The sequence below is a fragment of the Paraburkholderia tropica genome (genome assembly GCF_914484835.1).
Lineage (GTDB): Bacteria > Pseudomonadota > Gammaproteobacteria > Burkholderiales > Burkholderiaceae > Paraburkholderia > Paraburkholderia tropica_A.
The window spans coordinates 1,945-20,452 of the sequence record NZ_CAJZAR010000053.1 but is presented as its reverse complement, the minus strand read 5'-3'; the positions used below and the strand labels follow the sequence as shown (position 1 = coordinate 20,452).

Sequence of the window (18,508 nt, the reverse complement as noted above, 5' to 3'; positions counted from 1 at the left end):
TCGCACCTGCTAAAGCTGTAGGAATTGGCCTAGTTTATCGCGCGTCATTCGTGGTGCGGCCAGGAGTGCCGCATGGACCTGCGCGTCGTAGAAGCGCAGACCCTCGATTTCGCGCGCGGCGAGGCGCGTTTCGAGCGCCGCCGCGTCCAGCGCCGCCGGGTCGAGCCGGTCGCTGGCCACGGCCATCAGCCAGAACGCGCCGTAGAGCGGCACGTACGCGCCGAGCGGGCGCACCCGCGCGAACGCGCCACGCAGTCCGGCCAGCAGCGCGCCGATGCGCGCGGCGTGATGATACGGCGCGCCCAGATGCAGCGAAACCAGCGCATCGTCGCTCATCACGTGCTTGAGCGCGGCGTAGAACGCGGCCGTGTACAGGCCCGCGGCCGGCGAGTCGGGCGGCGTGAGGTCGAACACGACGAGGTCGAAGCGTTCCTGCGTGCGCGCGACGAAATCGGCGGCGTCGCCGATCACCAGTTCCACGCGCGGGTCGTCGAAGGCGCCGCCGCGCACGTCAGGCAGATAGTCGCCGGTCAGCCGCACGACGTCCGCGTCGAGTTCGGCCACGACGATGCGCTCGATTCCCGGATGGCGCAGCAGCTGGCGCGCCGCGCCGCCGTCGCCGCCGCCCAGCACGAGCGCCGCGCGCGGCGCCGGATGCGTGAGCGCGGCCACGTGCGTCATGCACTCGTGATAGACGAACTCGTCGCCGGCCGAAGTCATCGGGCGGCCGTCGAGCGTGAACAGGCAGCCGAGCTGCGGCGTGTCCCAGACCTCGATGTGCTGCCAGGCCGAATCGGCGGCGGCGAGCAGGCGCGCGCCGGGGAAGCCGTATTCGGCGTCGGCGGCAGGGCGGAAGACGAGCGGAGCGGTCACGGATTGGGATGCGATCTGTGTGCGATCTGGGCGGGTTCGATGCGGTGCGGCATGGGGCAGCGACAAGCGCGGCCGCCACACGTCAAGCCGCCGGGAATCAGTGAGGAATCGGGGCGATATCGGCGTTCATCGGCATTATAAAGGCGGCTTTCGCCCGGCCCAGCTCCACGCGCCGGGCATCGCGATGATCATGCCGCCGCCGCGCTGCGACTTCGGCGCCGCGATCGCGTCATCACGGGGCGGGATCGGCGTGTGCCAGAGTTTGATCCCGCTCCTGCCGATCCGGGAAAATCCCCATGATCTGCTAGAATGTCCGCCTTTGCAGCCCTGTCCGTTTGCTCTGCCGTTTGCGTCTTTCTGGCGCCGCATCGCGCGCCGGGGTGAACGTTTGCCGAGCTCCCGGAGAGCCTCGCTGCTGTGCGCGATCCGCAATGCGTTTGACGCGTTGTCCGCCCACGCCGCTTTTTGCACTCGATCCCCGGACTCGACATGACGACCTCGTCCTCCGCCTCCCCCGCTACCACCTCGTTGATGGCCAACGCGATCCGCGCGCTGTCCATGGACGCCGTTCAGCAAGCGAATTCCGGCCACCCCGGCATGCCCATGGGCATGGCCGAGATCGCCGTCGCGCTGTGGGCGCGCCATCTGCGCCACAACCCGACGAACCCGCACTGGAACGACCGCGACCGCTTCGTGCTGTCGAACGGCCACGGCTCCATGCTGCTGTATTCGTTGCTGCATCTGACGGGCTACGACCTGCCGATCGGCGAGCTGAAGAACTTCCGCCAGATGCACTCGAAGACGCCGGGTCACCCGGAATTCGGCATCACGCCGGGCGTCGAAACCACGACCGGCCCGCTCGGCCAGGGTCTGGCGAACGCGGTCGGCATGGCGCTTGCCGAAGCGCTGCTCGCGGCTGAGTTCAACAAGGCCGACGCGAAGATCGTCGATCACCACACCTACGTGTTCCTCGGCGACGGCTGCCTGATGGAAGGCATCTCGCACGAAGCCTGCTCGCTCGCCGGCACGCTCAAGCTGAACAAGCTGATCGCGCTGTACGACGACAACGGCATCTCGATCGACGGCGACGTCGAGCACTGGTTCCACGACGACACCCCGAAGCGTTTCGAAGCCTACGGCTGGAACGTGATCGCGGGCGTGAACGGCCATGACGTCGACGCCGTCGACGCAGCCATCGCCAAGGCCAAGGCATCGGACAAGCCCACGCTGATCTGCTGCAAGACGCAGATCGGCCACGGCGCGCCGACCAAGGCCGGTGGCCACGACGTGCACGGCGCGCCGCTCGGCGCCGAAGAAATCGCCAAGTGGCGCGACGCGGTGGGCTGGAAGTGGGAGCCGTTCGTGCTGCCGCAGGAAGTCTACGCAGACTGGGATTCGAAGGCCACGGGCGCGAAGCTCGAAGCCGAATGGAACGAATCGTTCGGCGCGTACAAGTCGAAGTACCCGACGGAAGCCGCCGAATTCGAGCGCCGCATGGCTCACAAGCTGCCCGCAGACTGGGCGCAGAAGGCCGCCGCGATCGTCGCGGGCGCGGACTCGCGCAAGGAAACCGTCGCTACGCGCAAGGCGTCGCAGCAGGCCATCGAAGGTCTCGCCGCAGCACTGCCCGAACTGCTCGGCGGCTCGGCCGACCTGACCGGCTCGAACCTCACGAACTGGAAGGCCTCGAAGCCCGTGCGCGCCGCCAAGGCAGGCGAGAGCGGCATCGAGTGGGGCAACCACATCAACTACGGTGTGCGTGAGTTCGGCATGAGCGCCGCGCTCAACGGCATCGTGCTGCACGGCGGCTACAAGGCCTTCGGCGGCACCTTCCTGACGTTCTCGGACTACAGCCGCAACGCGCTGCGCGTCGCCGCGCTGATGAAGTGCCCGTCGATCTTCGTGTTCACGCACGACTCGATCGGCCTCGGCGAAGACGGCCCGACGCACCAGTCGATCGAACAGGTCCCGAGCCTGCGCCTGATCCCGAACATGACGCTGTGGCGTCCGGCCGACACGGTGGAAACGGCTGTGGCCTGGACCGAGTCGATCGCGCATCAGGGTCCGTCGTCGCTGATCTTCAGCCGTCAGAACCTGCAGTTCAACGAACGCACCGACGCGCAGATCGCCAGCATCGCCAAGGGCGGCTACGTTCTGAAGGACTGGAACGACGACATCCCGAGCCGCAAGATCATCCTGATCGCCACGGGTTCGGAAGTCGAACTGGCGATGAAGGCCGTCGAGGCGCTGCAGCGCGAAGGCATCGGCGCCCGCGTGGTGTCCATGCCGTCGACCAACGTGTTCGACCGCCAGGACGCCGAGTACAAGGAGCGCGTGCTGCCCAAGGGCGTGCGCCGCGTCGCGATCGAAGCCGCGCAGGGCGACTTCTGGCGCAAGTACGTGGGCCTCGAAGGCGGGGTGGTCAGCATCGACACCTTCGGCGAATCGGCCCCGGCTGGCGTGCTGTTCAAGCACTTCGGCTTCACGGTCGAGAACGTCGTCGCGACGGCCAAGGCCGCGCTGGACAACTAAGCATGCTTCACACGGGCTCGCCGCCTACCCGACGGCGGGCCCGTTTGCCGTGTGCGCCCCGCAGCGTCGCGCTCGCACGCGACGGCGAACGGAGCGGCCGCACGGCGTCCGTCTCAGAATTTTTAACCATCAGGAGATGAACCATGACGATTCGCGTCGCTATCAACGGCTATGGCCGTATCGGCCGTAACACGCTTCGCGCGTTCTACGAGAACGGCAAGAAGCACGACATCCAGATCGTGGCGATCAACGACCTGGGTGACGCGAAGACCAACGCGCATCTGACGCAATACGACACGGCTCACGGCAAGTTCCCGGGCGAAGTCAGCGTCGACGGCGACTACCTCGTCGTCAACGGCGACCGTATCCGCGTGCTGGCCAACCGCAACCCGGCAGAACTGCCGTGGGGCGAGCTGGGCGTCGACATCGTGTTCGAATGCACGGGCTTTTTCACGACCAAGGAAAAGGCGAGCGCCCACCTGAAGGGTGGCGCGAAGAAGGTCATCATCTCGGCGCCGGGCGGTAAGGACGTCGATGCGACCATCGTCTACGGCGTGAACCACAACGTGCTGAAGGCTTCGGACACGGTCATCTCGAACGCATCGTGCACGACGAACTGCCTCGCGCCGCTCGTCAAGCCGCTGAACGACAAGATCGGCCTCGAAACCGGTCTGATGACGACGATCCACGCTTACACGAACGACCAGGTTCTGACGGACGTCTACCACGAAGACCTGCGCCGTGCGCGCTCGGCCACGCACAGCCAGATCCCGGCGAAGACGGGCGCAGCTTCGGCTGTCGGCCTCGTGCTGCCGGAACTGAACGGCAAGCTGGACGGTTACGCGATCCGCGTCCCGACGATCAACGTGTCGATCGTCGACCTGTCGTTCATCGCCAAGCGCGACACGACGGTCGAAGAAGTCAACGCGATCATGAAGGAAGCCTCGGAAGGCGCGCTCAAGGGCATCCTGGGCTACAACACCGCACCGCTGGTTTCGATCGACTTCAACCACAACCCGGCATCGTCGACGTTCGACGCCACGCTGACCAAGGTCTCGGGCCGTCTGGTCAAGGTGTCGAGCTGGTACGACAACGAGTGGGGCTTCTCGAACCGCATGCTGGACACGGCTGTGGCACTCGCGAACGCGAAGTAAGCTCGCTCGCTGGATGAAAAACCGCCCCTCGGGGCGGTTTTTTTACGCGCTCGCGTGGCGTGCGCGCCACGGGAATCTAGCTAAACCTAGCCACGCATTACGGGAAAAAACAAAAACGCCACGGCTGAGCGTGGCGTTTTTCCTGCGCTGAGAGGCTCGCCAGGCATGCCTGGGCGCACCTCGCACACCCTCAATGCTTGCGGTGCGGGCAGTTTTCCTTCGTGCAGGCGCCGTAGAGCGCGAGCGCGTGTTCCTGGAGCTTGAAGCCGCGCTCGTTGGCGATCATCTGCTGGCGCTTTTCGATTTCGGGGTCGAAGAATTCCTCGACGAGACCGCAGTCGAGGCACACCAGGTGGTCGTGGTGGCTGCCTTCGTTGAGTTCGAAGACGGCCTTGCCCGACTCGAAATTGCTGCGCGTGAGCAAGCCCGCCTGCTCGAACTGGGTGAGCACGCGGTAGACCGTGGCGAGGCCGATGTCGAGCTCCTCGTTCAGCAGATTGCGGTACACGTCTTCAGCCGTCAGATGGCGTACCGGGCTGTGCTGAAAAATCTCCAGGATCTTGAGGCGCGGCAGAGTCGCCTTCAGACCGATGTTCTTGAGATCGGTTGGATTGGTCATGACGATAAGTCCCTGGAGTACAATGCTAGGTTCTTATGTTAATGCGTTTTTGCCGTTCCGGGCATTTTCGGCAGAACTTCGAACGAACTTCTACAGAATACGCGCGGCTTCGCGACAAGCCCGCACGGTGAGGGAAATGATTCCAGAATTCACAACGATCGGCCGCCGTCTGAGCGGCAGCCGCGTGGCGTGCACCCTGCTGGCCGCTGCCGCGTTCGCATCCCTCGGGGGCTGCAAGACCTATGACGGCGTGACCCAGCGCATCGCGCAGAGCATCACGCCGTACCGCATCACCATCGTGCAAGGCAACTTCGTTTCGAGCGAAATGGCCGCCCAGATGCACGCGGGCATGTCGCGCGCCGAGGTCAAGCAGCTGCTCGGCACGCCGCTGCTCACCGACATGTTCCACGCGAACCGCTGGGACTACGTCTTCTACTTCAAGCGCGGCTCGACCGCCGTCGTTCAGCAGCGCGACTTCGTCGTGATGTTCGAAGGCGACCGCGTCGCCAGCTGGTCGGGCGGCGAAGATCTGCCGTCGAATCTGGAACTGCTCGCCGAAATCGACGGCGACAAGTCGGGCAAGAAGGCGAAGGCCGCCGTCGCCGCTTCGGGCGCGTCGGGTGTTTCGGCCGCCTCGCTGGCGCCGGCCGCTGCCAGCGGCACGAACGCCGCCGCGCCGGCTGTCACGGACACGGCGCGCACGCCGTCGTCGGAACTGGGCACCGCCACTTCGCAACTGCCGCAGGACGCCAACGCGCAGGCCGCCGCCGCCGCGAACCGCGCCACGGAAGCCGTGCAGACGCCGGCCGGCGTGACGCCGTCGGTGCGCGCGGGCACGCCTACGTCGTCGGCGCTGCCGCCGAACGTCGGCACCATGCCCTCGCAGGTTCAGCTGCGCCGTCAGCCGCCGCCGCAAATCCAGGGCGTGCCGCCGTCGAATCCGGTCGGCCCGACCGCGGGTGCGCAAGGCACCGGCGACACGACGCCGCCGCCGCCGTCGCAGAACGCGCCGCTGACCGCACCGCCCACCGTGCCGGCTTCGGGCGCCACGGCGACGGGCAACTGATCGCGTCGGACAGGAAGATTCGCGAACCATTCGCGAACTGTTCGCACCGGGCGTAGCGCGAGGCGCTGCGCCCCTCCTCGGCGGCTTCGGCCGCCGCGTTTTTTGGCGCTGCCCGCGCGCGGTAGATTCCGTGCGCGAGCGAGGCCAGTTTCACGTTTGCAGGAACCGTCATGAAAATCGCAATCGCCGGCGCCTCGGGCCGCATGGGCCGCATGCTCATCGAAGCCGTTCTCAACTCGCCTGACTGCACGCTCTCGGGCGCGCTCGCGCGCACGGGTTCGTCCGCCATCGGCCAGGACGCGGGTGCGTTCCTCGGCAAGCAAACCGGCGTGCAGATCACCGACGACATCGAGCAGGTCTTCGCGCAAAGCGACTGCCTGATCGACTTCACGCGCCCCGAAGGCACGCTCGTCCATCTGGAAGCCGCGCAGCGCCACGGCGTGAAGATGGTGATCGGCACGACCGGCTTCGACGCGCAGCAGAAGGCGCAGCTCGGCGCCGCGGCGCAGAAGGTCGGCGTCGTGTTCGCCGCGAACATGAGCGTGGGCGTGAACGTCACGCTCAAGCTGCTCGAATACGCCGCGCAGTTCTTCGACAAGGGCTACGACATCGAGATCATCGAGGCGCACCATCGCCACAAGGTCGACGCGCCCTCGGGCACCGCGCTTGCGATGGGCGAAGCCGTGGCGCACGCGCTCGGCCGCAGCCTCGACGACTGCGCCGTCTATGGCCGCAACGGCGTGACCGGCGAGCGCGATCCGTCGACCATCGGGTTTTCGGCGATTCGCGGCGGCGACATCGTCGGCGACCATACGGTGCTGTTCGCGGGCATCGGCGAGCGCATCGAAATCACGCACAAGTCGTCGAGCCGCCTGTCGTACGCGCAAGGCAGCGTGCGCGCCGCGCTGTTCCTGCAGGACAAGGCCAGCGGCCTGTACGATATGCAGGACGTGCTCGGCCTGCGCTGAGCGAACCTGACACCAACGCGGCAGTCCCGCCGCCAGACGAGGGCCGATGGCAGCGAGTTCCGGAGTCATCCACTATCTGCAGACGAGCGACGCCGTCACCCATGCGGTTGCGTGGGTACTGCTGGCCATGTCGATCGCGAGCTGGTGCTTTTTGATCGTCAAGTGCTGGGTGCTGGTGCGCGCGAAGCGCCAGGGTCCGCGCGCCGTGGCCCGCTTCTGGCAGGCGCATTCGCTCGCCGAGGGCGTCAACGCGATGCGCGCGGTCGACCGCGAGCGCGTGTTCCTGCCGCTCGCGCAAGCGGCGCTCGCCGCCGCCGAAACCGATGCGCCCGGCGCCTTGCTGGCGCGTGTGGATCGCGGCGAACGCGTGCTGCGCGCGCTGCGCGTCGCGCTTCAGGGCTCGCAGCGGCGGCTGGAATTCGGCCAGGTGCTGCTGGCTTCGGTGGGCAGCACCGCGCCGTTCGTCGGTCTGCTCGGCACCGTTTGGGGTATCTATCACGCGCTCGGCAGCATCGCCGCGAGCGGCCAGGCGATGATCGAAAACGTGGCCGGGCCCGTGGGCGAGGCGCTCATCATGACGGCCTTCGGCCTCGTCGTGGCGATTCCCGCCGTGCTCGCCTATAACGTGCTCGGCCGCCTCGTGCGCCAGATCTGCGACGATCTCGACGGCTTCGCGCACGATCTGCACGCTTACGCGAGCGCTTCGGACGAAAGCGCGGCTTCGCGCGATCTCCCGCTGGCCGCGCGCAGCGAAGGCGTCACGCGCGCCGGGGCGCTCTGAAGCGCCGCTGACCACGGAGGCACGCATGGCATTCGGCGGACTCGAAAAGAAGCGCGATTCGGCACCCATGGCCGATATCAACATGACGCCGCTGATCGACGTCATGCTCGTGCTGCTCGTCATCTTCATCATCACCGCGCCGCTTTTTACGCACGCGATCCGGCTCGAACTGCCGCAGGTGGCCGCCGAGGCCGCGCGGCAGACGCCGCAAACCGTCACGCTCTCGATCGACGGCGCGGGCAAGCTCTACTGGAACGCCCAGCCGATTTCGCTCGACGAACTGCGCAAGCGTTTCGCCGATGCGGGCAAGGCGCCGGAGGAGCAGCAGCCCGACTTGCAGCTACGCGCCGAGCGCGACACGCGCTACGACATCATCGCCCAGGTGATGGGCGCGGCGCAGGCCGCGGGCCTTGCGCGCATCGGTTTCGTGACCGATCCGCCGGCCGCGCCGCACTGATCCGCGCGTTGTTCGCCACGCCAATCGCCGTGCGCCGCAGGCAGCCGCGCCCGCCGCTCGCGCCGTCATGCGAAACCGGGCGGAAAGCCCGGCCCAGTCAACGGTATAATCAGCGTTTCCCCGCTTATCACGGGGTCGTTTAGCCAGCGTAGCCCGCCACCCGTCGGCGTCGCAGTCCGGCTGCGAACGACCGGTCCGGTGCATCCGGCACCGACTCCGCCTGAATTTGAACTGAATCGGGCCAGAATCCGCCAGATTCCGCGTTACCCCATCCACACCATGCTCGAAAAATACGTTCCCTCCGACGTCGAATCCGCCGCGCAAGGCGAATGGCGCGACAGCGACGCTTACCGGACGGCCGAAAAGGCCGACAAGCCCAAGTTCTACTGCGTCTCGATGCTGCCGTATCCGTCGGGCAAGCTGCACATGGGCCACGTGCGGAACTACACGATCAACGACGTGATGTACCGCTATCTGCGCATGAACGGCTACAACACGCTCATGCCGATGGGCTGGGACGCGTTCGGCATGCCCGCCGAAAACGCTGCGATGGCCAACGGCGTGCCGCCCGCGCAGTGGACGTACTCCAACATCGAGTACATGAAGGGCCAGATGCAGTCGATGGGTCTCGCGATCGACTGGTCGCGCGAAATCGCCACCTGCAAGCCCGACTACTACAAGTGGAACCAGTGGTTCTTCCTGAAGATGCTCGAAAAGGGCATCGCGTACAAGAAGACCGGCACGGTGAACTGGGACCCGGTCGATCAGACCGTGCTCGCCAACGAGCAGGTGATCGACGGCCGCGGCTGGCGCTCGGGCGCGCTGGTGGAAAAGCGCGAAATCCCGATGTATTACCTGCGCATCACGCAGTACGCCGATGAACTGCTGAACGACCTCGACGGCCTCGGCTGGCCCGAGCGCGTCAAGATCATGCAGCAGAACTGGATCGGCAAGAGCTTCGGCGTCAACTTCGGCTTCCCGTACGAACTCGACGGCGAGAAGAAGCTGCTGCGCGTGTTCACCACGCGCGCCGACACGATCATGGGCGTGACCTTCTGCGCGATCGCCGCCGAGCATCCGCTCGCCACGCGCCTCGCCCAGGACAAGCCGGAATTGCTGCCGTTCATCGACGAATGCAAGCGCGGCGGCGTCGCCGAAGCCGACATGGCGACGATGGAAAAGAAGGGCATGCCCACGGGCTTCACCGTCACGCACCCGGTCACGGGCGAGCAGGTGCCGGTGTGGATCGGCAACTACGTGCTGATGAGCTATGGCGAAGGCGCCGTGATGGGCGTGCCGGGCCACGACGAGCGCGATTTCGCGTTCGCGAAGAAATACGATCTGCCGATCAAGCAGGTGATCGCGGTGGAAGGCGAGACGTACTCGCTCGACGGCTGGCAGGAGTGGTACGGCGACAAGGAACGTGCGGTCTGTATCAACAGCGGCAAGTACGACGGCCTCGGCTACACGGCGGCGGTCGACGCCGTCGCGGCGGATCTCAAGACGCAAGGTTTGGGCGACAAGCAGGTCACGTGGCGTCTGCGCGACTGGGGCATCTCGCGCCAGCGCTACTGGGGCACGCCGATCCCGATCATCCACTGCCCGAGCTGCGGCGACGTGCCGGTGCCCGAGCAGGACCTGCCGGTCGTGCTGCCGGAAGACCTCGTGCCGGACGGCACGGGCAACCCGCTCGCGAAGTCGGAAGCGTTCCTGAACTGCAAGTGCCCGACCTGCGGCGCCGACGCGAAGCGCGAAACCGACACGATGGACACCTTCGTCGACTCGTCGTGGTACTTCTACCGCTACGCGGCGCCGGACGCGAAGACCATGGTCGACGAGCGCACCGACTACTGGATGCCGATGGACCAGTACATCGGCGGCATCGAGCACGCGATTCTTCACCTGCTGTACTCGCGCTTCTGGGCGAAGGTCTCGCGCGACCTGGGCCTCGTGAAGTTCGGCGAACCGGCGAAGAACCTGCTCACGCAGGGCATGGTGCTCAACGAAACCTTCTATCGTGAAGACGCGTCGGGCAAGAAGACCTGGTACAACCCGGCCGACGTCACGGTCACGCACGACGACAAGGGCCGCCCGGTCGGCGCGACGCTCAACGGCGACGGCCAGCCGGTCGTGCTGGGCGGCATCGAGAAGATGTCGAAGTCGAAGAACAACGGCGTCGATCCGCAGGTGCTGATCGACCAGTACGGCGCGGATACGGCGCGTCTGTTCACGATGTTCGCCGCGCCGCCCGAGCAGCAGCTCGAATGGTCGGGCGCGGGCGTGGAAGGCGCGAGCCGCTTCCTGCGCCGCGTCTGGTCGTTCGGCGTGACGAATGCGGAAGCGATCCGCTCGCGCGCGTCGTTCGACGCCGCCGCGCTCAGCGACGCCGAAAAGGCGCTGCGCCGCGAAGTCTACGGCGTGCTCAAGCAGGCCGACTTCGACTATCAGCGTCTGCAATACAACACGGTCGTGTCGGCGGCGATGAAGATGCTCAACGCCATCGACGGTGCCAAGACCGCCGGCGCGGGCGTGCAGCGCGAGACGTTCAGCGTGCTGCTGCGCGTGCTCTATCCGGTCGTGCCGCACCTCACGTTCGAACTCTGGAAGGCGCTCGGTTACGCCGACGAATACGGCACGCTGCTCGACGCGCCCTGGCCGAAGGTCGATGAACAGGCGCTCGAACAGGCCGAGATCGAACTCGTGCTGCAGGTGAACGGCAAGGTGCGTGGCGCCGTGACCGTCGCCAAGGATGCGCCGAAGGACGCGATCGAAGCGGCTGCGCTCGCTCACGAGATGTTCGTCAAGTTCGCGGAAGGCCGCGCACCGAAGAAGATCATCGTCGTGCCGGGCCGTCTCGTGAACGTCGTCGTCTGACGTGCCTCCCAGGCCGGCGCGCGCGGGCGAGAACGCCACGCGCGCTGGCCGTACTGAATCTGTCGCGAACCCAGGAGTCCACGTGATTCGCAGATCGTTCCTGTTAGTGGCGAGCAGCGCCCTGATGCTCTCGGCGTGCGGTTTTCAGCTGCGCGGCGAGCAGAACTACGCGTTCAAGCGCCTTGCCATTGTCGGTGCGCCCCCGCCCGTGACGGCGCGGCTTACGCGCATGATTGAAGGCGGCAGCGATTCGGTCGTGGTCGATTCGACGGCCAACGCCGACGCCGTGCTGCGCGTGGGCGAATCGCGCAGCTTCAGCACGCTGACGCTGAGTTCGCTCGGCGCGGTTGAGGAATATCAGGTCAACTATTCGCTCAACTACATGCTCACGGCGCCGGACGGCTCGCCGCTGATCCGCCCGGGCACGATCGCGCTGAACCGCGCGATGACCTATAGCGACCAGTACTCGACGGCGAAGGTGACCGAGTCCGAGCTGCTGTTCGCGGACATGCAGAACGACGCGGTCGACCAGCTCACGCGCCGCCTCGCGGTGCTCAAGACGCTGCATCCGACGCCCGATCAGGTCGTGCCGGGCGTCGCGCCGCGCGCGCCGCTGCCGCCGCCGCCGCTGTGATCACGGTGGCGGTCACCCCGGTGATCGCCGCTTTGTTCAACCCGCGTTGACGCTGTTTTCGTACTTCTTCTAAAGCGCTCTCCATGCAACTGCGACTGGACGCACTCGAGCCGCACCTCGCCAAGGGGATGGCCGGCCTGTACGTCGTCTTCGGCGACGAGCACCTGCTCGCCCAGGAGGCGTGCGACCGCATCCGGGCGAGCGCGCGCGCCGCGGGCTTCACCGACCGCTCGGTGTTCACGGTCGAGCGCGGTTTCGACTGGAGCGCGCTGCTCGGCGCGAGCCAGTCGATGTCGCTGTTCGGCGACCGTCAACTGGTCGAGCTGCGCATTCCCACCGGCAAACCCGGCAAGGAAGGCGCGGATGCGCTGAAGACGCTTGCGAAATCGGGCAACCCCGACGTGCTCACGCTCGTCACGCTGCCGCGCCTCGACGCGGCCACGCAGAAGTCCGCGTGGTTCACGGCGCTGTCCGAAGGCGGCGTGGCGATCAAGATCGATCCGGTCGAGCGCGCCGCGCTGCCGAACTGGATCGGCCAGCGTCTGGGCATGCAGGGCCAGCGCGTCGCGCCGGGCGAAGACGGCCGCCGCTCGCTGCAATTCGTGGCCGAGCGCGTGGAAGGCAACCTGCTGGCGGCGCACCAGGAAATCCAGAAGCTCGGACTGCTGTATCCGCAAGGCGTCCTGAGCTTCGAGCAGATTCACGACGCCGTGCTCAACGTGGCGCGCTACGACGTGTTCAAGCTCAACGAAGCGATGCTGACCGGCGACGCGGGCCGCCTCGCGCGCATGCTCGACGGGCTGCAGGGCGAGGGCGAAGCCTCGGTGCTGGTGCTGTGGGCCGTGGTCGAGGAAATCCGCACGCTGCTGCGCATCAAGCGCGGCGTCGGCGCGGGCAAGCCGCTCGCCATGCTGCTGCGCGAGAACCGCGTCTGGGGGCCGCGCGAGCGCCTGATCGGACCGGCGCTGTCGCGTCTTTCCGAAGCGACGCTGGAGCGCGGTCTCGCGCTCGCGGCGCGGCTCGACCGTCAGGTCAAGGGCCTCTCGGGGCAGGCGCGCGGCGACTGGCGCAATGCGCTGCCGCCCGACGCGTGGGACGGGCTGTTCGAACTCGCGATGATGGTGGCGGCGCCACGCGACTCCGCGCCGCCGCCGCGTGCGGGTGCGCGCAGCGAGGGCGCGAATGCCAACAACGCTCGCCGCGCCGCGCCAGCGAATCCAGCCGCAGCCGCCGCTGCTGCGGCCGCCGCAGCCCGACCGCGCACCGCAGGGCCGGGGCGCCGGACCAGCTAGCGCGTCACGCGCAGCGTCCTCGCTCCCGCACCTGCTTCCGCTTTGGCGCGATCGCCGCTTGACCGTCGCGCCTGGACGAACCCGGCCTCGGCCCGGCTGAACTCCGCTGAATCCCGCCCGCGCCCAGCAAAGCTGGCCCGCTGGCTTTAAAATCGACCTAATCTGAACCGCGCATCCCGCCGCTTTGCTGCATTCGCGCCGGACGCGCCGCATCTCGAAGACATCATGGATATCGACCAGTACATGACCGACCTCGGCCGCCGCGCACGCAAGGCATCGCGCGCGATGGCGCGTGCCTCGACGGCCGCGAAGAACGCCGCGCTCGAAGCGGTGGCCCAGGCCATCGAACGCGACGTGCAGCAACTGAAGGACGCCAACGCCCGCGACCTCGCGCGCGCGAAGGACAAGGGCCACGACGCGGCCTTCATCGACCGCCTCACGCTCTCCGACAAAGCGATCGGCACGATGGTGGAAGGGCTGCGCCAGGTCGCGGCGCTGGCCGATCCGATCGGCGAGATCAGCAACCTCAAGTTCCGCCCGAGCGGCATCCAGGTCGGCCAGATGCGCGTGCCGCTCGGCGTGATCGGCATCATCTACGAATCGCGCCCGAACGTGACCATCGACGCCGCGGCGCTGTGCCTGAAGTCGGGCAACGCCACGATCCTGCGCGGCGGCTCCGAGGCGCTCGAATGCAACACGGCGCTCGCGAAGCTGATCGGCGAAGGGCTGACGGCGGCGGGTCTGCCGCAAGACGCGGTGCAGGTCGTCGAAACGGCCGACCGCGCGGCGGTGGGCAAGCTCATCACCATGACGGAGTTCGTCGACGTGATCGTGCCGCGCGGCGGCAAGAGCCTGATCGAGCGCCTGATGGCCGAAGCGCGCGTGCCGATGATCAAGCACCTCGATGGCATCTGCCACGTCTACGTGGACGACCGCGCCGACCTCGCGAAAGCGCTCACCGTCTGCGACAACGCCAAGACGCATCGCTACGGCACCTGCAACACGATGGAAACGCTGCTGGTCGCGCGCGGCATCGCGCACGACGTGCTGCCGCCGCTGGGCCGTCTCTATCGCGACAAGGACGTCGAGCTCCGCGTGGACGCCGCGGCGCGTGCGATTCTCGCGGACGCCAACGTGAGCCCGCTCGTGGACGCGACCGAAGAAGACTGGCGCACCGAATACCTCGCGCCGGTGCTGGCGATCAAGATCGTGGACAACCTCGATCAGGCCGTCGAGCACATCAACCTGTACGGCTCGCACCATACGGACGCCATCGTTACCGAGGATCACGACCGCGCGATGCGCTTCCTGCGCGAAGTGGATTCGGCGAGCGTGATGGTGAACGCCTCGACGCGTTTCGCCGACGGCTTCGAGTTCGGTCTCGGCGCGGAAATCGGCATTTCGAACGACAAGCTGCACGCGCGCGGCCCGGTCGGACTCGAAGGCCTGACGTCGATGAAATACGTGGTGCTCGGCCACGGCGAAGGCCGCCAGTAAGACGCGGCGCATCCCCAAGAACAACAAGGATTACCGATGCTTTGGGTCAAGACGTTTCATATCGTGCTGATCGCCTCGTGGTTCGCCGGTCTGTTCTATCTGCCGCGAATCTTCGTCAATCTCGCGATGGAAACCGAACCCGTTGCCATCAACCGCCTGCTCATCATGGCGCGCAAGCTGTACCGCTTCATGACGCTGATCGCCGTGCCCGCGCTGCTGTGCGGGCTGTGGCTGTGGCTCGTGGTGGGCATCGGGCGCGGCCAGGGCTGGATCCATGCGAAGGTGGGCGTGGTGGTGCTGCTGATCCTCTACCACGCGTATTGCGGCCGGCTGCTCAAGACCTTCGAGCGCGGCGAGAACACCCGTTCGGACAAGTGGTATCGCATGTTCAACGAACTGCCGGTGCTCGGCATGCTGGCGGCGGTGGCGCTCGCCGTGATCAAGCCGTTCTGAGCGTCCTTTCCGCGCGGTTTTTCCCCCTTTCCCTCGACGGGCAGCCTCAGATGCTGCCCGTTTCTTTTCTGCGCATGCGCGAGACCGCCACGCGCCAGCCGTTTTCGCGTTTCACGAACACATCGGTGAAGCGGTATTCGATCGGCTTGTAGCCCGACGCGGGCGTATAGCGGTTGATGCCCGTCGCGACGGCCAGATCGCCCAGCACCTGCACGCGCACGTCCTCCAGCACCTGCGAGCCGCCGCGCGGCTGCGCGGCGGCGGCCAGCAGTTCGCGCTTGCTCCGGCGCACGTCGCCTGGAAATACTTCGAAGAACTTATCGTCGAGCAGGTCGTTGAGCACCGGCCGGTCGCCTTGCGAGGCGGCCTGCGTCCATTGATGCTCGAGCATCTGGATCTGTAGCGTTTCGGGGATGGGATTGCTTGCGGGCGCACCGGCGCTGGCGAGAGTGACGGCCGGCAGCGCGAGCGCGCTGGCGGCGGCGAGAATCAGCATGCGTTTCATGACGTTTCCTTTGGACTGCGAACGGGTGGGTTCACGTTGGGGAAACGACGTGCCGTGGCCGGTGCCTGTTCGGCGCGGGCGGCAGATGCAGATTATGCAAGCAGCGCGATGCCTGGGTGATGCGTAGGACTGGAGTCAGCGTTTCCCGACAGATTCAGTGTATGGCGCTGTCAGTGGACACAACATAGGACAAATCTCGAAACCTGTTGGGTCACCTTTATGCCATTCGGCGTCGGTATTCAGTGTCTCAATTAAATCGATTAAGTTTGTAGGGATTTTTCTGATTGGAGATAGGTTAAAAAGATTTTAAGAGTAATAAGAGTGTGTTTTGGATATCGGAATCTGGCTTGTTTGCGATTTTTCGTGCTGTCGCAAAAAACCGGATAAGCGGGTGAAATATCTGAGGCAGCTAACTGCGTAAATCCCGCGTTGTCGGCCGGAAAGTCAAGCTTGGCAAGGGATCTGTTGTGATGTTGTTGCGTGCAAAGGTTTAAGAATTTTCGTATGTGAAGTTCTATGTGTGCTCCATAAAGTTTCGGGTGTCATCGCAAATGGCTTGATTAACTCCAGTGAAGAGATCGGGTTTCACTTCGGAGTTTTCTGGTTTTGCGTAGTCGATGTGAGTCGCTGGCCATCACAGGGTGGCCTGTTGCGCTTTCAATGTGCCGGCATGTCCGCATGCGGTGCTCGCCCGCTAGTTTTTTCGTCGTATATCAGGAAACACAATGAACAAGACATACAGATCAGTCTGGAACGAAACCACGGGGACGTGGGTGGCGGTACAGGAAAATGCGGTAGCGCATGGGAAAAAGGCTTCGCGCAGCACGATCGTGGCGGCGACGCTCGTGTCGGTGGCTGCGGGTGTTGCGCATGCCGGTTCGCTTGACGGCGGCACTGCGGCGACGGGCAGTCTGGCCTATGGAACGGGAGCCACGACAGCGAAGAGCAATCAGATTGCCATCGGTGTTGGTGCAAAAATTCTGAGCAACACGAACGACGCTGGGCAGGACGTCGCCATTGGGTACAACACGCTGATAACAGCCAACGGCGCCTATGCGATTGCTATGGGTGGTGGAGCCACCGTCGACAGTGGCGCCAGCATGGCTATCGGGTCGTATTCTTATGCCGGCAAGGGCAATTACGCTACGGCGATTGGATGGGGCGCAAGTTCAACCGGTGGAGGGTCTATCGCGTTCGGGATGGGCGCGACTTCCAGTGCCAATTTTTCCAACGCGCTGGGCGCCTACGCTATTTCATCTGGGCTGAACTCGGTCGCACTCGGATATGTAGCAACATCATCTGGGCTGAACTCGGTCGCACTTGGATACGCTGCAATAGCCGGCACCGATAATTCGGTTGCGCTCGGTTATGGCACGACCACGGCAGCGGCTGTGGCGAACCCCAATGGCGTGATCGGCGGCACGACGTACACGTATGCAGGCACGGCGCCGACCGGCGTGGTGAGCGTGGGCAAGGCAAGCGCTGAACGTCAGGTGACGAACCTCGCGGCAGGCCGCGTGAGCTCGGTGAGCACGGATGCGGTGAACGGCTCGCAGCTCTACGCGACCAACACGCAGGTCTCGAAAAACAGCGGCGATATCACGACGCTGCAAAGCCAGATTACCAATATCGGCGGCTCGATCGACGCGGTGAAATACGACTCGTCGGCGCATACGTCGGTGACGCTGGGCGGCGCCGGTTCGAGCGTCGCGGTCGCGCTGCACAACGTTGCAGCGGGGCTCAAGGCCACGGATGCAGTCAACGTCAGCCAGCTTACCTCCGCAGGGTTCTCGGTCGATCAGACGTCGGGTGCGGTGCTCAATAAGGCCGTCACGTACGATGCAGGCTCGATCGCCTCGGGTTCGCCCTCGATCACGCTCGACAAGGGGGTAGGCAACAGTCCTTACTTCCACAACGGCAACCGTTCCGACGGTCTGCTGCCGAAGGGCACGATCATCAGCAACGTGGCGAACGGTATTCAGGACACGGATGCGGCATCGGTCGGGCAGGTCAACGACATCGTCAACGGCGCGTTCCAGAGCGGCTCGACCATGGCGATGATGGCCGCGAAGACGAATTTGCTCACGGCCACGCAGGGCTCGGGTGTCGACCCGACGGGTTTGACCTCGACGTTCAAGACGGCAGCGTGGTACACGCAGGTCAAGGGCATTGCCAACGCCTCGGGTTCGACCGGACCGACCGACTTGGCGCGCGCGAACGGCGCGGGCAGTATCGCGATGGGTTCGAACTCGCAATCCGACGGTCTCTCGAGTATGGCGCTGGGCCTTCAGACGCTCGCAAAGTCGAACGATTCGGTCGCACTGGGCTCGGGCTCGGTGGCGAACGAGGCTAACACCGTGTCGGTCGGTAGCGACGGCACGGAAACGCGTGTCGTCTACGACGCGGACAACAACGCGACCACGGTGAAAAGCCAGGCGAACGCGCGCCGTATCGTCAACATGGCCGCAGGTCAGGGTGACACGGACGCCGTGAACGTCGCGCAGCTCAAGAGCGTGACGAACGCGCTGGGCGGCGGCTCGACGGTGAACGGCGACGGTTCGGTCACGGGACCGACGTACATGGTGGGTGGCAAGACGTTCACCAACGCGGGCGACGCGTTCACGAACATCGACGGTCGCACGACGCAAAACACGACCAATATCACCAATCTGCAAGCGCAGATGGTCGACGCGGTCAAGTACGACAGCTCCGCACACACCTCGGTGACGCTTGGCACGAGCGGCACGCCGGTGGCACTGCGCAACATTGCCCAGGGTACCCTGTCGGCATCGAGCACCGACGC

The 18,508-nt window shown here is 65.6% G+C and carries 14 protein-coding genes and 2 pseudogenes; 13 read left to right on the top strand and 3 right to left on the bottom strand.

What is annotated here, in order from left to right:
- Nucleotides 1–9 precede the first annotated feature (9 nt).
- Nucleotides 10–873 carry a polyamine aminopropyltransferase gene (gene speE / locus LDO54_RS18220; protein ID WP_224012077.1) on the bottom strand — a complete coding sequence of 288 codons (864 nt, stop codon included), beginning with the start codon at nt 871–873 and terminating at the stop codon, nt 10–12.
- Between the two features lie 489 nt (nt 874–1,362).
- On the opposite strand from speE, the gene tkt reads away from it, so the two are divergent.
- Both tkt and gap read left to right on the top strand, forming a co-directional pair.
- Nucleotides 1,363–3,405 (top strand): transketolase, encoded by a 2,043-nt coding sequence (gene tkt / locus LDO54_RS18215; protein WP_224012076.1) that lies wholly within the window; start codon nt 1,363–1,365, stop codon nt 3,403–3,405.
- 143 nt (nt 3,406–3,548) lie between these two features.
- Nucleotides 3,549–4,559, top strand: a complete 1,011-nt coding sequence (gene gap / locus LDO54_RS18210; protein WP_224012075.1) for a type I glyceraldehyde-3-phosphate dehydrogenase — start codon at nt 3,549–3,551, stop codon at nt 4,557–4,559.
- Between the two features lie 190 nt (nt 4,560–4,749).
- Here the strand turns inward: gap and fur are convergent, their stop codons facing one another.
- Complete coding sequence (gene fur, locus LDO54_RS18205; protein WP_103702255.1) at nt 4,750–5,178, bottom strand: ferric iron uptake transcriptional regulator; 429 nt, start codon at nt 5,176–5,178, stop codon at nt 4,750–4,752.
- Nucleotides 5,179–5,314: 136 nt separating this feature from the next.
- Between fur and bamE the strand changes: the two genes are divergently transcribed.
- From bamE to LDO54_RS18160, 9 genes are all read left to right on the top strand, one after another.
- Nucleotides 5,315–6,244 (top strand): outer membrane protein assembly factor BamE, encoded by a 930-nt coding sequence (bamE, locus tag LDO54_RS18200; RefSeq protein WP_224012074.1) that lies wholly within the window; start codon nt 5,315–5,317, stop codon nt 6,242–6,244.
- Nucleotides 6,245–6,414: 170 nt separating this feature from the next.
- Entirely contained in the window at nt 6,415–7,212 is a 798-nt protein-coding gene (dapB, locus tag LDO54_RS18195) for a 4-hydroxy-tetrahydrodipicolinate reductase (protein ID WP_224012073.1), read from the top strand.
- Nucleotides 7,213–7,258: 46 nt separating this feature from the next.
- Nucleotides 7,259–7,993: a MotA/TolQ/ExbB proton channel family protein gene (locus LDO54_RS18190; protein WP_224012072.1), complete on the top strand. Its 735-nt coding sequence runs from the start codon at nt 7,259–7,261 to the stop codon at nt 7,991–7,993.
- A gap of 25 nt (nt 7,994–8,018) precedes the next feature.
- Nucleotides 8,019–8,450 carry an ExbD/TolR family protein gene (locus LDO54_RS18185; RefSeq protein WP_224012071.1) on the top strand — a complete coding sequence of 144 codons (432 nt, stop codon included), beginning with the start codon at nt 8,019–8,021 and terminating at the stop codon, nt 8,448–8,450.
- A gap of 279 nt (nt 8,451–8,729) precedes the next feature.
- Nucleotides 8,730–11,324: a leucine--tRNA ligase gene (leuS, locus tag LDO54_RS18180; protein ID WP_224012070.1), complete on the top strand. Its 2,595-nt coding sequence runs from the start codon at nt 8,730–8,732 to the stop codon at nt 11,322–11,324.
- A gap of 82 nt (nt 11,325–11,406) precedes the next feature.
- Entirely contained in the window at nt 11,407–11,958 is a 552-nt protein-coding gene (gene lptE, locus LDO54_RS18175) for an LPS assembly lipoprotein LptE (RefSeq protein ID WP_224012069.1), read from the top strand.
- An 83-nt stretch (nt 11,959–12,041) separates the two neighbouring features.
- Entirely contained in the window at nt 12,042–13,250 is a 1,209-nt protein-coding gene (gene holA, locus LDO54_RS18170; RefSeq protein WP_224012068.1) for a DNA polymerase III subunit delta, read from the top strand.
- Nucleotides 13,251–13,475: 225 nt separating this feature from the next.
- A complete protein-coding gene (locus LDO54_RS18165) occupies nt 13,476–14,747 on the top strand; it encodes a glutamate-5-semialdehyde dehydrogenase (protein ID WP_224012067.1) in 1,272 nt (423 codons plus the stop codon).
- A gap of 36 nt (nt 14,748–14,783) precedes the next feature.
- Nucleotides 14,784–15,200: a CopD family protein gene (locus LDO54_RS18160; protein WP_224012066.1), complete on the top strand. Its 417-nt coding sequence runs from the start codon at nt 14,784–14,786 to the stop codon at nt 15,198–15,200.
- Between the two features lie 46 nt (nt 15,201–15,246).
- Here LDO54_RS18160 and LDO54_RS18155 read toward each other — a convergent pair whose 3' ends face one another.
- On the bottom strand, nt 15,247–15,705 hold the full coding sequence (locus LDO54_RS18155) for a nuclear transport factor 2 family protein (RefSeq protein WP_224012065.1): 459 nt from the start codon (nt 15,703–15,705) through the stop codon (nt 15,247–15,249).
- 725 nt (nt 15,706–16,430) lie between these two features.
- On the opposite strand from LDO54_RS18155, the pseudogene LDO54_RS39040 reads away from it, so the two are divergent.
- Both LDO54_RS39040 and LDO54_RS18145 read left to right on the top strand, forming a co-directional pair.
- Nucleotides 16,431–17,069: pseudogene (locus tag LDO54_RS39040) on the top strand (ESPR-type extended signal peptide-containing protein); the annotation flags it as partial.
- A gap of 27 nt (nt 17,070–17,096) precedes the next feature.
- A pseudogene (locus tag LDO54_RS18145) lies at nt 17,097–18,508 on the top strand (hypothetical protein); the annotation flags it as partial.

Coding starts and splice junctions, on each gene's coding strand:
- tkt (WP_224012076.1), top strand. CDS start 1,363: ATGACGACCTCGTCCTCCGCCTCCCCCGCTACCACCTCGTTGATGGCC.
- gap (WP_224012075.1), top strand. CDS start 3,549: ATGACGATTCGCGTCGCTATCAACGGCTATGGCCGTATCGGCCGTAAC.
- fur (WP_103702255.1), bottom strand. CDS start 5,178: ATGACCAATCCAACCGATCTCAAGAACATCGGTCTGAAGGCGACTCTG.
- bamE (WP_224012074.1), top strand. CDS start 5,315: ATGATTCCAGAATTCACAACGATCGGCCGCCGTCTGAGCGGCAGCCGC.
- dapB (WP_224012073.1), top strand. CDS start 6,415: ATGAAAATCGCAATCGCCGGCGCCTCGGGCCGCATGGGCCGCATGCTC.
- LDO54_RS18190 (WP_224012072.1), top strand. CDS start 7,259: ATGGCAGCGAGTTCCGGAGTCATCCACTATCTGCAGACGAGCGACGCC.
- LDO54_RS18185 (WP_224012071.1), top strand. CDS start 8,019: ATGGCATTCGGCGGACTCGAAAAGAAGCGCGATTCGGCACCCATGGCC.
- leuS (WP_224012070.1), top strand. CDS start 8,730: ATGCTCGAAAAATACGTTCCCTCCGACGTCGAATCCGCCGCGCAAGGC.
- holA (WP_224012068.1), top strand. CDS start 12,042: ATGCAACTGCGACTGGACGCACTCGAGCCGCACCTCGCCAAGGGGATG.
- LDO54_RS18165 (WP_224012067.1), top strand. CDS start 13,476: ATGGATATCGACCAGTACATGACCGACCTCGGCCGCCGCGCACGCAAG.
- LDO54_RS18160 (WP_224012066.1), top strand. CDS start 14,784: ATGCTTTGGGTCAAGACGTTTCATATCGTGCTGATCGCCTCGTGGTTC.
- LDO54_RS18155 (WP_224012065.1), bottom strand. CDS start 15,705: ATGAAACGCATGCTGATTCTCGCCGCCGCCAGCGCGCTCGCGCTGCCG.